The organism is Rhodanobacter glycinis, from assembly GCF_006438785.1.
GTDB classification, from domain to species: domain Bacteria; phylum Pseudomonadota; class Gammaproteobacteria; order Xanthomonadales; family Rhodanobacteraceae; genus Rhodanobacter; species Rhodanobacter glycinis_A.
Window position 1 is genome coordinate 1,504,330 of the sequence record NZ_RCZB01000001.1, and the last position, 13,224, is coordinate 1,517,553.

Annotated in this window: 12 protein-coding genes; 7 read left to right on the forward strand and 5 right to left on the reverse strand. The window is 65.6% G+C overall.

What is annotated here, in order from left to right:
• The first annotated feature begins 2 nt into the window (after positions 1-2).
• Entirely contained in the window at positions 3-1,217 is a 1,215-nt protein-coding gene (locus EAH75_RS07225; protein ID WP_140804912.1) for a M56 family metallopeptidase, read from the forward strand.
• A gap of 60 nt (positions 1,218-1,277) precedes the next feature.
• Positions 1,278-1,853: a C40 family peptidase gene (locus EAH75_RS07230; RefSeq protein WP_140650037.1), complete on the forward strand. Its 576-nt coding sequence runs from the start codon at positions 1,278-1,280 to the stop codon at positions 1,851-1,853.
• A gap of 86 nt (positions 1,854-1,939) precedes the next feature.
• Here the strand turns inward: EAH75_RS07230 and EAH75_RS07235 are convergent, their stop codons facing one another.
• Both EAH75_RS07235 and EAH75_RS07240 read right to left on the reverse strand, forming a co-directional pair.
• Complete coding sequence (locus tag EAH75_RS07235) at positions 1,940-2,425, reverse strand: FKBP-type peptidyl-prolyl cis-trans isomerase (RefSeq protein WP_140650035.1); 486 nt, start codon at positions 2,423-2,425, stop codon at positions 1,940-1,942.
• A gap of 63 nt (positions 2,426-2,488) precedes the next feature.
• Positions 2,489-3,727 carry an MFS transporter gene (locus EAH75_RS07240; RefSeq protein WP_140804914.1) on the reverse strand — a complete coding sequence of 413 codons (1,239 nt, stop codon included), beginning with the start codon at positions 3,725-3,727 and terminating at the stop codon, positions 2,489-2,491.
• Positions 3,728-3,872: 145 nt separating this feature from the next.
• On the opposite strand from EAH75_RS07240, the gene EAH75_RS07245 reads away from it, so the two are divergent.
• Positions 3,873-4,529 (forward strand): class I SAM-dependent methyltransferase, encoded by a 657-nt coding sequence (locus EAH75_RS07245; protein ID WP_140804916.1) that lies wholly within the window; start codon positions 3,873-3,875, stop codon positions 4,527-4,529.
• 179 nt (positions 4,530-4,708) lie between these two features.
• Positions 4,709-6,049 (forward strand): DEAD/DEAH box helicase, encoded by a 1,341-nt coding sequence (locus EAH75_RS07250; RefSeq protein ID WP_140650029.1) that lies wholly within the window; start codon positions 4,709-4,711, stop codon positions 6,047-6,049.
• Between the two features lie 60 nt (positions 6,050-6,109).
• Here EAH75_RS07250 and fghA read toward each other — a convergent pair whose 3' ends face one another.
• Positions 6,110-6,955: an S-formylglutathione hydrolase gene (gene fghA / locus EAH75_RS07255; protein ID WP_140650027.1), complete on the reverse strand. Its 846-nt coding sequence runs from the start codon at positions 6,953-6,955 to the stop codon at positions 6,110-6,112.
• A gap of 148 nt (positions 6,956-7,103) precedes the next feature.
• On the opposite strand from fghA, the gene EAH75_RS07260 reads away from it, so the two are divergent.
• The 3 genes from EAH75_RS07260 to EAH75_RS07270 all read left to right on the forward strand — a co-directional run bounded on the left by EAH75_RS07260 (position 7,104) and on the right by EAH75_RS07270 (position 11,751).
• Positions 7,104-9,047: a DEAD/DEAH box helicase gene (locus EAH75_RS07260; RefSeq protein WP_140650024.1), complete on the forward strand. Its 1,944-nt coding sequence runs from the start codon at positions 7,104-7,106 to the stop codon at positions 9,045-9,047.
• A 155-nt stretch (positions 9,048-9,202) separates the two neighbouring features.
• Positions 9,203-10,816: a tetratricopeptide repeat-containing sulfotransferase family protein gene (locus EAH75_RS07265; RefSeq protein ID WP_140804918.1), complete on the forward strand. Its 1,614-nt coding sequence runs from the start codon at positions 9,203-9,205 to the stop codon at positions 10,814-10,816.
• 110 nt (positions 10,817-10,926) lie between these two features.
• Positions 10,927-11,751: a dioxygenase family protein gene (locus EAH75_RS07270; RefSeq protein WP_140650022.1), complete on the forward strand. Its 825-nt coding sequence runs from the start codon at positions 10,927-10,929 to the stop codon at positions 11,749-11,751.
• Here the strand turns inward: EAH75_RS07270 and EAH75_RS07275 are convergent.
• Both EAH75_RS07275 and EAH75_RS07280 read right to left on the reverse strand, forming a co-directional pair.
• Positions 11,738-12,133 (reverse strand): cupredoxin domain-containing protein, encoded by a 396-nt coding sequence (locus tag EAH75_RS07275; RefSeq protein WP_240046164.1) that lies wholly within the window; start codon positions 12,131-12,133, stop codon positions 11,738-11,740. The genes EAH75_RS07270 and EAH75_RS07275 overlap by 14 nt on opposite strands.
• The gene (locus tag EAH75_RS07280) at positions 12,130-13,071 is read right to left on the reverse strand and encodes a metallophosphoesterase family protein (protein ID WP_140650020.1); all 942 of its coding nucleotides are present in this window, start codon (positions 13,069-13,071) and stop codon (positions 12,130-12,132) included. The genes EAH75_RS07275 and EAH75_RS07280 overlap by 4 nt, the downstream gene beginning before the upstream one ends.
• Positions 13,072-13,224 lie beyond the last annotated feature (153 nt).

Below are 13,224 nucleotides of genomic sequence, written 5' to 3' on the forward strand. Positions count from 1 at the left end.
CGATGCCTGGCGTACTGACGTACGTGACTCTTGGACTGGCCTTGGTGCTGGCATGGCGCAAGCCGGCGCGACGGATGTTCGGTGCCGGGCCGGCATTCACGCTGTGGTTGTTGCCGCCGCTGCTGACGATGCGGCCATGGTTGCCGACATTGCCCGCGACATGGGCAACCACGCCGACGCTGTTGGTACTGCCTGCGACGGCGGCATTCGGCGCGCTGTCCATGTCAGCCGCGTCGCCCCTGCGCTGGCCCCTGCTGCTCTGGTTGATCGGCACCCTGGCATGCCTGCTGCGCCTGACGATGCATTACGAACGCCTGTTGCGGCAGAGCCACCAACTGCCCGCTGACATGCTGTGCGTATTGCAAGCAGACCTGGGCGACCTGGATCCGCGCCGCCTGCGGCTGCACCCGGCTGGGCCGGCGGTGTTATGGGCACCGCAAAGCCGGGTGCTGCTGCCGGCAGATTTCCTGGACCGCTTCGATGCCGACGAACGACGGCTGGTACTGCAGCATGAAAGCATGCATCTGCGCCGCGGCGATGCGTTATGGAGCCTGCTGGCCGAATTGGCAGCCGCCCTGCTCTGGTTTCATCCACTGGCCTGGTTTGCGCTGCCACGGCTACGGCTGGATCAGGAGCTGGCCTGCGACGAACGCGTGCTGCACCAATCGCCGCAGGACGCAGCGCGGTATGCACGCACCCTGCTACACAGTACCGGCCAGAACACTGCGCCGGCATTGATTCCGTGGCTCGCGGAGCCACAACTGAAGGAGCGACTGAGCATGATCCAGCATCGTCGTCCCGGCATTTTACGTCGCCAGATCGGATTCGTATGTCTAACCGCAATCATGGCCGGCAGCGTGTTCTTCGCGCAGGCCACGACACCCCCCGCACCTGACCAGCAAGCCACAGCCGACGTGGGCTACAACACGCAATTCCAACCTCGTTATCCGGCGGATGCAGTCAAGAACAGGCAAGAGGGCACCGTGGTGCTGAGTGTGCTGGTAGGCACGGACGGCACACCAAGAAAGATCGAAGCGGAGCGCGGCAGCAACGCAGCACCAAGTCTGATCGCGGCTGCCAGCGAAGCAGCAGCACAATGGCGCTTCAGCCCCGGTACGAAAGGAGGCAAGCCGGTCGAAAGTCATGCCCGGGTACCCGTCAAATTCAGCCTGGATCCGCTACCGCCTGCGCCGCCCCATGCTTCGCCTAATTCCTGAGAACTTCCATCCAACTTATTGATTTGATAACCTCGACCTGACTCAAGCCGAGGTTATCGCATGCACCCCCACCCAGCATTCCGATTTACCTCCAGGCTGTCGCCAGCGGGTGGCGCAAAGTTGCTGTCATTGGGTGCCCTGATTCTGTTGCTGGCCGCTTGCGCCAGCACTCCGCATCGACGCCAGCCCACCTTCAGGACCTCGCACTCCGGTCTGGCGGATCTGCCACCACGTGCGCCGTCGGCCGCCAGCGCCGGTGAGGCGAACGACATCCTGTTCCGCGCGATCGCGCTGGTCGGCACCCCGTATCGCTGGGGCGGCAACACCCCGGCAGGCGGTTTCGATTGCAGCGGTCTGGTCGATTACATCTATCGCACTGCCGCCCGCATCAAGCTGCCGCGCACCTCGCATGACATGGCGGCGATGGACGGCCGCAACGTACGCCGGATGACCCAGCTGGCCAGCGGCGACCTGGTTTTCTTCGACATCAACGGCGCGATCAGCCACGTAGGCGTGTATGTGGGCAAGGGCCGTTTCGTGCACGCACCGAACAGCGGGGGAACGGTGCGACTGGACGACATTGACGGGCCGTACTGGGGCGATCACTTTGCATACGGCAAGCGCGTGCTGGATTGAAACAGGCCCATTGGGGCAGGCACGTCGACCATCCAGACAATGACGGCGCCCGCAGGCGCCGTCATTGGTTTGCGAACACACCCAGCTCAGTGCGCGTCGCTACCCGGCGCATGCGCGTGCCGGTGTTCGATCTCTTCTTCCGTGGCATCGCGCACTTCGCCGACCGCCACGTCGAAATGCAGCGTCTTGCCAGCCATCGGGTGGTTCACGTCCACATCGATCGTGCTCATGCCGACCTTGTGCACGGTCACCGCGCGCTGGCCGCCATCCTTCAATTGCAGCACGGTGGCCATGCCCGGCTTGAGGCGATTGGCCTGCGGGAAATACTTCTTCGACATGCGCTGGATCTGGCCCTCCTGACGCTCGCCATAGCCATCGGCGGCAGCCACATCCACCGACAATGTATCGCCAGCCTCATGCCCTTCCAGCGCGCTCTCCAGACCAGGAATCAGCTGGCCGTGACCGAGCAGGATCCACAGTTGCTCGTCGCGATCGTGCGAGCTCTCAACCTTTTCACCGTCCACCGTCAGGGTGTAGTGAATTGCGATGACCTTGTCCTTGCCAGCCTTCATTGCCTGTCTCGTCGATGGGATCAAACGGCGGATTCTAGCAGCACGTGGACCCGCAGCCGCAGATCATGAGGATGACTCTGCCTGACCGAAACCCACCCCGCGCGCCTCCGGCCCCAACCACAGCAGCAAGGCCAGCAGCAAGGCCACCAGCACCATCCACAGCGACATCGCGAATGCGAAATCACCGCCATGCCACTGGGCCAGCCAGGTCTGCGCGGTGGCGGTGACGGCTGCCAGCAGGTTGCCCATCTGATAGGCAAACCCAGGCAAGGTGCCACGCACTGCCGCTGGCGACAGTTCGTTCAGATGGGTCGGCACCACGCCCCAGGCACCCTGCACCATCACCTGGATCAGGAACGCGCCGATGCCCAGCAGGATCAACGAGCCGCCATACATCCACAACGGAATAACCGGTATCGCCAGCAATGCGGCAATCATCATCGCCCTGCGCCGACCGATCCGTTCCGACAATGCACCGAAATACAGGCCACCGACCAAGGCGCCAAGATTCAGCAGCGCCACCAGCACAAAGGCCATCGCCGAGCCCGTGGGCAGGTGCAGGTTGGTCTCCTCGAACGTGTGGTACATGTCCTGCGAGCCGTGGCTGAACATGTTGAACGCCATCATCAGCAGCATCAGATAGACCGCCAGTTTCCACTGGCCGCGCATGGCCTGCAGCAGGCCGGGCCGCTTCGCTGCCTTTCGTCCTTCCTGCCATACCGCCGACTCCGGCACCTTGCGGCGGATGTACAGCACCAGCAAGGCCGGGATCGCACCGACCACGAACAGCCCGCGCCAACCGATGTGGTCGACCAGCAGCCAGTTCGCCAGCGCGGCGAGGAAGAAGCCGCAGGGGTAGCCACTTTGCAGCAGGCCCGATACCGCGCCGCGGGCCTTGGCCGGAATCGACTCCATCGCCAGCGACGCCCCGATGCCCCACTCGCCGCCCATCGCCACGCCGAACAGGAAGCGCAGCACCAGCAGCATGGTGAGCGATGTCGAGAACGCCGTAGCAAACTCGAACACCGAAAACAGGATCACGTCGAACATCAGGATCGGCCGTCGCCCGAAGCGGTCGGCCAGCCGCCCGAACAGCAACGCGCCCAGCGGCCGTGCAGCCAGGGTCAGGAACAGCGCGTAGGTGATCTGCGCCGTACCCACCTCGAACTCCTTCGCCACCGTGACGATGACGAAGGTCAGCAGGAAGTAGTCGAATGCATCCAGCGTCCAGCCGAGAAAACTGGCCAGCACCGTGTGCCGCTGGGTGGAATCGAGTTCACGCAGGGGTGCAAGCAGCGACATCTGGACTCTCCCCGGAACGTATGGCACAAGGCCATATCGTAAACGCCGCAGTGACCAACCGCGCAACCGCGGTCATGCGACGGTCGATGGCGCACCCGCATGCGATGACCTAGGCTGCCAGCATCCACCGACACGCAGGATCAGGATGGATCGCACCACCCGCGAAATGATCGCCAGGCGCTACGACGGTCGGCTGCAGCGATGCCATGTGCGCTGGAAGCTCCGCGTCGACCCCGCGTACGCCGCCACCGCGGCGGCCATCGCGGGCACCCCGCTGCCGTTGCTCGACATCGGTTGCGGCCTCGGTCTGCTCGGTCAGTACCTGAACGCCATGGGACATGTGCAGCCGTACGTCGGGATTGACCACGATCACCGCAAGATCGTTGCTGCGCAAAGTGCTGCACATCGCGGCGGACTCGACGCCGTGGTGAACCTGCAACATGCTGGCGCAGATGAACCCCCCGCCATGCATGGCCACGTTGCCATGCTCGACGTGCTGCATTATCTGAGCGCCGAGCGACAACGCAGTTTGCTGCAGGCAGCCACAGGGCACCTGGCGCCCGATGGCTGTCTGGTCATCCGCAGTGTGCTGCGCGAACCGAACTGGCGCTTTCATGCCACCCGCGTGGAGGAATTTTTCCTGCGCGTCTCGGGCTGGATTCCCGGCGGCGCGCAGCACTATCCCACGGCGGCCGAATTGCGCAGGCCGCTGGAAGACGCCGGGCTTGATGTGTGCATCGAATCACTGCGCGGACGCACCCCGTACAACAGCTATCTGATCGTGGCGCGGGCGCACCGCTGAGGCGTCTTCACGACCCTCGACAACGGTTCCGTTCAGTTTGATCGCCGCCCATGCAGACGCCGGGCCCTTGTCCCGCTATACTTGCCGGCGCAGTCGCCCTGACTGCTGCGGCGCATTGCCGCCCTTTCCCCTTAGTCTGCAACACGGTATGAACACTCCGGGTTGCTCAGGAGTGTTACATGTCTTTTGATTCGCTGGGCCTTGCGCCCGCGTTGCTGCGTGCGCTTGCCGATTACGGCTACACCCAGCCCACCCCGATCCAGTCCGCCGCGATTCCGCTGGCACTGGCAGGTCACGACCTGCTCGCCGCGGCCCAGACCGGCACCGGCAAGACCGCCGCGTTCGCGCTGCCGCTGCTGCAGAAACTGTCCACCAGCGGTCAGACGATGACTCGTCGCCCGCGCGCGCTGATACTCACCCCGACCCGCGAGCTGGCCGCCCAGGTGCATGAAAACCTGCGCGACTACGGCAAGCACATGCAGGTCAGCGCCACCACCATCTTCGGCGGCGTCAGCATGGGTCCGCAGATCAATGCGCTGCGTCGTGGCGTGGATGTCGTCATCGCCACCCCCGGCCGGCTGATGGATCACATGCAGCAGCGCACGCTGGACCTCTCCGGCGTGGAAACGCTGATTCTGGACGAAGCCGACCGCATGCTCGACATGGGCTTCCTGCCCGCACTGAAGCGTATCCTCGTGGCGTTGCCGAAGAAGCGGCAGACACTGCTGTTCTCGGCCACCTTCGCACCGGCGATCAAGACGCTGGCGATGGAGTTCATGCACAACCCGCGCGAGATCTCGGTCTCGACGCCGAATGCGGTCGCCACCCTGGTCAGCCATCAGGTGCACCCGGTCGACACCTCGCGCAAGCGCGACCTGTTGCTGCACCTGCTGTCGGCCGATAGTCGCCGCCAGTCGCTGGTGTTCAGCCGCACCAAGCATGGCGCCGACAAGCTGGTGACCTACCTCAATGCCTCGGGTCTGCGCACCGCCGCGATCCACGGCAACAAGAGCCAGAATGCCCGCACGCGCGCGCTCAGCGATTTCAAGAGCGGCCGCGTCACCGTGCTGGTGGCCACCGATATCGCCGCGCGCGGCATCGACATCGAGCAGTTGCCGATCGTGATCAACTTCGACCTGCCGTCGGTCGCCGAAGACTACGTGCACCGCATCGGCCGCACCGGTCGGGCCGGCATGGAAGGCCTCGCCGTGTCGCTGGTCAGTCACGACGAGTCCGGCCTGCTGTTCGATATCCGCAAACTGCTCAAGCAGGACATTGCGATCACGCCGATCGCCGGCTACGAGCCGTCCGCACCGCTGCGTCTGGATGCCGGCGCGCCGCGCCCGAAGCAGGGTGGTGGTGGCGGTGGCGGCGGTGGACAACGTCAATCGCGCGCGCCGCGTCAGGGCAAGCCCGCAGGCGCGGCCCGGCCGAACGGCTATGCGCCCCAGGGGCGCGGCGATCACGCCGCCGGCAATCAGCGACGTCGTTCGAATTCGCGCCCGGCCGCCAAGGCCTGATCGATCGCTCGAGTGACAACGAATGTGGCGGCCTGATGGCCGCCACATTCGTTTGGAGCCTTACGGCAGCAACGTCCCCGCGTGATGGCGCAGGTGATCCTCGATGAAACTGGCGATGAACCAGTAACTGTGGTCGTAGCCGGCGTGTCGGCGCAGCAGCAGCGGCTGCCCTGCCTCGGCGCAGGCCTGGTCGAACAGTTCGGGTTTCAACTGGGCTTCGAGGAACGAGTCGGCGTCGCCCTGATCGATCAGGATCGTGCCGGAAAAAGTCTGTCGCCGCACCAGTTCACAGGCGTCATAGTCGGCCCAGGCAGCGGAATCGTCGCCCAGATAACGCGGCAATGCCTTGCGCCCCCACGGTACCTGGCTGGGCGCCACGATCGGCGCAAACGCCGACACCGAGCGGTAGCGCCGGGGGTGCTTCAGGGCGATCGTCAGCGCACCATGGCCACCCATCGAGTGGCCGCAGATGCCGCTGCGCGAGGTGTCAACCGGGAACTGCGCGGCGATCAGTGCAGGCAACTCGTCCGCCACATAACTGTGCATGCGAAAGCGCGACGACCATGGCGCTACGGTGGCGTCGACGTAGAACCCCGCCCCCTCGCCAAACTCCCAGTCGCCGGTGGCACCGTCGATGCCGGTAGCACGCGGACTGGTATCGGGCATCACCAGCACCAGTCCCAGTTCGGCGGCCAGCCGTTGCGCGCCGGCCTTGATCGTGGCGGTTTCCTCGCTGCAGGCGAGCCCGGCCAGGAAATACAGCACCGGACACAGTTGCCGTGCGGCTTGCGGCGGCTGATACACGGCAAAGCGCATCGGTCCGGCGCAGGCCTCCGAATGATGCCGGTAAAAGCCCTGCACGCCGCCGTGAAGGCGCTGTTCGGAGATCGTTTCGAGCATGCGCATCCTCGCGTTCGGCAAGCTGCAGAGCATAACCGTGTACCCGCGCCGGATCGCGTTCAGCGATAAGCGGGACGCGCCAGCGCGGAGACTGATAGAATGCACGACTTGCGCGCCGCATTCCCGACGCTGCCATCCGTTTTGAGGTACCCCCATGTCATCCCCCGTTTCCGACAACGCCCCGGTTCCGTCCGGTTTTGGCGCACTCGCGCTGCACCCTGACGTTCTGCGCGTCCTCGCCGACGTCGGCTATGAATCGCCCTCGCCGATCCAGGCCGCCACCATCCCTCCCCTGATGGAAGGCCGCGACGTGCTCGGCCAGGCGCAGACCGGCACCGGCAAGACCGCCGCGTTCGCGCTGCCGATCCTGTCGCGCCTCACCCCGCGCGCCGGCAAGCCGCAGGCACTGGTGCTCGCGCCCACGCGCGAACTGGCCATCCAGGTGGCCGAAGCGTTCCAGCGTTATGCGGCGCACATCCCCGGTTTCCAGGTGCTGCCGATCTACGGTGGCCAAAGCTACGGCCCGCAGCTGCACTCGCTCAAGCGCGGCGTACACGTGGTGGTCGGCACGCCTGGGCGTGTGATCGATCACATGAACAAGGGCACGCTGGATCTGTCCGAGTTGCGTTTTCTGGTGCTTGACGAAGCCGACGAAATGCTGCGCATGGGCTTCATCGACGACGTCGAGAAAGTGCTGCAGGCGACCCCACCGGAGCGCCAGGTCGCGCTGTTCTCGGCGACCATGCCCACCGTCATCCGCAAGATCGCCCAGCGCCATCTGAAAGACCCGATCGAGATCAACATCAAGTCCTCGGCCAGCACCACGCCGAACATTCGCCAGCGCTACTGGTTCGTCAGCGGCATGCACAAGCTCGATGCGCTGACACGCATCCTGGAGGCCGAACCGTTCGACGCGATGATCATCTTCGCGCGCACCAAGCAGGCCACCGACGAACTCGCCGGCAAACTGCAGGCACGCGGGCTGGCTGCCGCCGCGATCAACGGCGACATCGCCCAACCGCAGCGCGAGCGGGTGATCCAGCAGCTGAAAGACGGCAAGCTGGACATCCTGGTCGCTACCGACGTGGCCGCGCGCGGCCTCGACGTGGATCGCATCAGCCACGTGTTCAACTACGACATCCCGTACGACACCGAAAGCTATGTGCACCGCATCGGTCGCACCGGGCGCGCCGGGCGCAGCGGCGAGGCGATCCTGTTCGTCAGTCCACGCGAGCGGGGCATGCTGAACGCGATCGAACGGGCCACCAAGCAGCCGATCGAGCAGATGCAGCTGCCGTCGGTCGACGTGGTCAACGACGTGCGCATCGGCAAGTTCAAGCAGCGCATCAGCGACATGCTGGCGCAGGGCGACCTCGGCCAGTTCCAGCAGCTGATCGAGCAGTACGAACAGGAACACAACGTGCCAGCGCTCGAGATCGCCGCCGCGCTGGCGCGCATCGCCCAGGGCGACCAGCCGCTGCTGCTGGCCCCGCCGAAGCGTGAAAAGTACGAACCCGCCTCGCGTGAGCGCGTCGACCGCGCAGTGCCACGCGAGCGCACGAGCAGCGAGCGACGTCCGCCAAGTGGACGCGACGCAACCGCCGCCAGCCATCCGCCACGCGAGTCCAGGCCGCATGAACAGCGGCCGCGCGAACACGGCGCGCATGAGAACGCACCACCGCGACACAGCGCGCATGAAAGCACCCCGCCGCGCGACTTCGGTCATCGCCCGGTGCGCGCGCATGCCACCGAGGAAGGCAAGCGCACGTATCGCGTCGAGGTCGGTCACGAACACGGCGTGAAGCCGGGCAACATCGTCGGTGCGATCGCCAACGAGGCCGGCCTGGAAAGCCAGTTCATCGGCCGCCTCAGCATCCGCGACCATTACAGCCTGATCGACCTGCCCGACGGCATGCCGGCAGAAGTGTTCGAGCACCTCAAGAAAGTGTGGGTGGTGCAGCAGCAGTTGCGCATCCACGAATGGGACGGCACCGACACCGGCACCAGCGCACCGCCATCGCACAAGCCGGGCGGCTTCAAGAAACCCGGCAGCTTCAAGCCGCGGCCGAGCGGCGGCAAACCGCCGCGTCGCAAGTAACCGTTCCGGATCGCGCCGCTCGCCCCTTGCCAGCGGCGCGAACATCTTGTCTTTGCGATTGATGCACGCTGAAACAGGAAGGCGACAGGCCGCTCGATAAGCACCCTCGCGACAACGTACCATCGGCCGGATCATCGCCGCTGCGAAACCGCCGCATGTCCAGCCCTTCCGTCGAACACCGCCAGCTCAGCCGTGCCGAACCGTGTCTTGCCGGTCTCACACCGGCGGCCGTGCGACAGTTGCGGGTCGCGGCGCATGCCATCCGTGATGGTGCCGAAGGCACCGCAAGGCAGGCTCTGGATGCTGTCCTCGCCATGACGCCGGAGCATCCGGAAGCGTTGCGGCTGTACGGCATCCTGCACACCCGCGCGCAACGACATGCCGAAGCGCAGGCCGCGCTGCAGCGGGCCATCGCGCAATGGCCGGACTACGCGCTGGCCCATTCGGATCTGGGCAATGCACAACAGGCAGCCGGCGAAATGGAGGCGGCGTTCGCCAGCTGGCGACACGCCTGTGTGCTGGCGCCGGAGGCAGCGATGCCGTGGTTCAACCTCGGCCGCAATCTGCAGCAACATGGCGATACCGACGGAGCGATCGAAGCGCTGCAGCAGGCGCATGCACTGACGCCGGATTTTTTGCCCGCGTTGATCCTGCTTGGCGACGCACTGGTGCACGCCGGCCGTTTCGACGATGCCGATGCACGCTATCGCGCGGCACTCGCGTTGCATCCGGCCTGCGGCGACGCCTGGCGTGGGCTGGCAAACATGAAGACGCGGCCCTTGTCCGAGACCGATCGCGAGCAGCTGGCGACGGCGCTGCGTCGCACCGACATCAATCCGCCTGACCGCATCGCGATGGGCTTCGCGCTGGGCAAGGTATGCGAAGACCAGGGTAACCATGAGCGGGCGTTTGCCGCACTGAATGCAGCCAACGCGCAGCTGCGCGAGCTGGCGACATGGCATGCCGGGGCGTTCCACACGCACGTCGACGCGATGCTCGCCGCCTCGGCCAGACTGCCGGCACCGGCGGATGCCACGCTCGGTCACGAGGTGATCTTCATCGTCGGGCTGCCGCGCTCCGGCTCCACCCTGTTCGAGCAGATCCTCGCCGCCCATCCCGACGTCGAAGGCGCCAGTGAGCTGCCCGATCTGGAACAGGTGCTCAGCGAGGAATCCGCTCGTCGCCGCCAGCCGTTGCTGCAGTGGATCGGTATCGCCAGCGCCGACGACTGGCAGCGACTGGGCCAGCGCTATCTGGAACGCACCGCGCGCTGGCGCCAGGCCAAGCCGCGACATACCGACAAGCTGCCGTCGAACTGGCTGCTCAGCGGCGTGCTCGCTGCGATGCTGCCCGGCGCGCGCATCGTGGACGCCCGCCGCGATGCGCTGGAGGCCGGCTGGTCCTGCTACAAGCAGCAGTTCTACCGGCTACCTCATTTCGCCTGCACCCTGACCGACATAGCCGCCTATATCCGCGACTACGAGCGCGTGATGGCGTTGTGGCAGGCCGCCGATCCGCAACGCATCCGCATCCAGCGCTACGAAGCGCTGCTGGCCGGGCCGGAGCATGAGATCCGCGCGCTGCTGGCGTTCTGCGGGCTGCCGTTCGATCCAGCCTGCCTCGACTACCACCAGGCAACGCGCAGCGTGCGCACCGCCAGCGCGGCGCAGGTGCGGCAACCGCTGCAACGCGATACCGCACGCGCGGCCCATTACGGCACGTTGCTCGATCCACTGCGATTCGGGCTGGGCATCCCCACGATCAAGTGATGCACCACGATCGTGCGCTGCCGGCGACACATCGTTTCCGCCAACAGGCTCGGCAAATCTCCGACGCGCCCCCACCATGACGGCATGGATTCCCGCGGAGCAAACCCCGAATGACCACCCTGCCCAGCCTGTACATCTCGCACGGTTCGCCGATGACCGCGCTGCAACCCGGTCTGACCGGCAAACGACTGGCCGAGCTGGCCGCTGTATTGCCGCGACCGAAGGCGATCGTGATGGCCAGCGCCCATTGGCTGTCTCGACGACCGCAGGTCGGCAGTGCAGCCATGCCCGAGACCATCCACGATTTCGGTGGCTTCCCTGCCGCGCTGTATCAACTGCGCTATCCGGCACCGGGCGATCCGGCGCTGGCTGAGCGCATTATGCAGTTGCTGGATCACGCCGGCCTGGCCCCGGCGATCCATCCCGAACGCGGTCTGGATCACGGCGCCTGGGTGCCCTTGCGCCTGCTGTATCCGGACGCCGACATTCCGGTGGTGCCGGTCTCGATCCAGCCGGAACTCGGCCCGGCACATCAGTACGCGCTGGGTCAGGCGCTGGCGCCGTTGCGCGACGAAGGCGTGCTGGTGATCGGCTCCGGCAGCATCACCCACAACCTGCACGACCTCGGCGCCGGCTACAGCGACGAGCGGCAGGCGCCGTACGTGAAGCCGTTCATCGACTGGATCGAACAGAAGCTCGCCGCCGGCGATGTCGACGCGCTGCTCGACTACCGCCGCCAGGCACCGTTCGCCGAGCGTGCCCATCCCACCGACGAGCACCTGCTGCCGTTGTTCGTGGCGTTGGGCGCGGCGGGCGCGAACGCACAAGCGCAACGGATCGACGCGGGCATCGACATGGGCCTGCTGGCGATGGACATCTACCGCTTCGACGGCCCGACCTCCGACAAATCGCGCGCCCCGCTCACTGCACGATGATCGTGCCGACCATCATCGGGTGGATCGAGCAGTAGTAGGCATAGGTGCCCGGCTTGGAAAACGTCACGGCGTAGGAGTCGCTGGTATCCAGCCCCTTCGAGGAAGCGAACAGCGAGCCGGCACTGGTGATCACGTGCGGCTCCTCGTCCTGGTTGGTCCATACCACGCGGGTACCCGCCGGCACCGTCAGCGTGGCGGGCGCGAAGGCAAAGTTGCGTATCTCGATCTGCTGCGTCTGCACCTTCCTGGAGGCAGACGCACTCGCCGCCATCACGGCAGGCGATGCAAGGATGACGCCGCAAAGCACGCCCATCACCAGCAATGTGCCGAGGCGCCAACGCGGCACGTGCAGTCGTGCATATCCATGGGCGATCGCTTTCATGACAGCACCTCCTCGGTCACGGCGAGTGCCTGCCTGCCCTGCACATGGCGCACGTCGCGGATGCCGAGATAGTGATGCAGCGCACCAGGCGCTACCTCCTTCATCGGCCCAGGTCCGGGTCCGACGCCCGGTGTCGGCTGCGGATAGGCGGTCGAGCGCGCCGTGTAGAACGTGATGTTGCCTTCCACCTTCTGCTGGATCTGGTGGATATGGCCATTGAGCACGCTGACCGAGCCGAACCGCCGCAGGTACGACATCGCCTCGGTGCTGTCGTCCGTGCCCCAGCCCCACGGCGGATACAGCGGCCACAGCGGCATGTGGGCGAATACCACCAACGGCGTTTCGGCGGATAGCCCGGCGAGATCCTTTTTCAGCCAGGCCAGTTGCTCCGCTCCCAGCGAACCCAGTCCCCCGGCCTTGAGGTTGAGCACGTTGATCAAACCGACGAAGTGCACGCCGCGATGGTCGAAGCTGTACCAGCCACCGGCGCGCTGGCGTTCACCGAAGCGGCGGAAGAATTCGGCACCGTTGTCGCCGATCACGTCGTGTTCGCCCGGCACGTAGAACACCTTGCGGGTGTGCGAATCCTGCATCACGCCGGCCAGCGTGTCGAACTCCTCGGGCTTCGACAGATGGGTGAGATCGCCGGTATGCAGCAGAAAGTCCGGGCGTGCAGCCTGCGCATTGACCAGTGCCACCGAGGCACGCAGCGTGCCCACCACATCCATGTTCGGCTCCTTGTGGAAACCGATATGGGAATCGCTGATCTGCGCGAAGCTGAAACTGGCGTCCGCCATGGATGCCGTCGTCGCGCCATCACCGAACGCCTGGGCGCGCAGCACACCGCCCTTCATCAGCCAGAGCGTACCGGCGCCGGCCCAGGCCATGCATTTGAGGAACTGGCGGCGGTTGCCGGCTTCGTTGTCGTGGTTTTGCATGATGAACACTCCGCAGGAGAGAGCGGTCGAACGACTGCTCCGGGAATCGGGAGGCCGCGTATGCCTTGCTGCCCTTCTCCATGCATTACCGATCGTCCGGATCGCCTATTCCCGCTTTCGCACATCGGGAATAAAGTCGAGTCAGCCGAGGTA

Coding starts and splice junctions, on each gene's coding strand:
- EAH75_RS07225 (WP_140804912.1), top strand. CDS start 3: ATGCCTGGCGTACTGACGTACGTGACTCTTGGACTGGCCTTGGTGCTG.
- EAH75_RS07230 (WP_140650037.1), top strand. CDS start 1,278: ATGCACCCCCACCCAGCATTCCGATTTACCTCCAGGCTGTCGCCAGCG.
- EAH75_RS07235 (WP_140650035.1), bottom strand. CDS start 2,425: ATGAAGGCTGGCAAGGACAAGGTCATCGCAATTCACTACACCCTGACG.
- EAH75_RS07240 (WP_140804914.1), bottom strand. CDS start 3,727: ATGTCGCTGCTTGCACCCCTGCGTGAACTCGATTCCACCCAGCGGCAC.
- EAH75_RS07245 (WP_140804916.1), top strand. CDS start 3,873: ATGGATCGCACCACCCGCGAAATGATCGCCAGGCGCTACGACGGTCGG.
- EAH75_RS07250 (WP_140650029.1), top strand. CDS start 4,709: ATGTCTTTTGATTCGCTGGGCCTTGCGCCCGCGTTGCTGCGTGCGCTT.
- fghA (WP_140650027.1), bottom strand. CDS start 6,955: ATGCGCATGCTCGAAACGATCTCCGAACAGCGCCTTCACGGCGGCGTG.
- EAH75_RS07260 (WP_140650024.1), top strand. CDS start 7,104: ATGTCATCCCCCGTTTCCGACAACGCCCCGGTTCCGTCCGGTTTTGGC.
- EAH75_RS07265 (WP_140804918.1), top strand. CDS start 9,203: ATGTCCAGCCCTTCCGTCGAACACCGCCAGCTCAGCCGTGCCGAACCG.
- EAH75_RS07270 (WP_140650022.1), top strand. CDS start 10,927: ATGACCACCCTGCCCAGCCTGTACATCTCGCACGGTTCGCCGATGACC.
- EAH75_RS07275 (WP_240046164.1), bottom strand. CDS start 12,133: ATGAAAGCGATCGCCCATGGATATGCACGACTGCACGTGCCGCGTTGG.
- EAH75_RS07280 (WP_140650020.1), bottom strand. CDS start 13,071: ATGCAAAACCACGACAACGAAGCCGGCAACCGCCGCCAGTTCCTCAAA.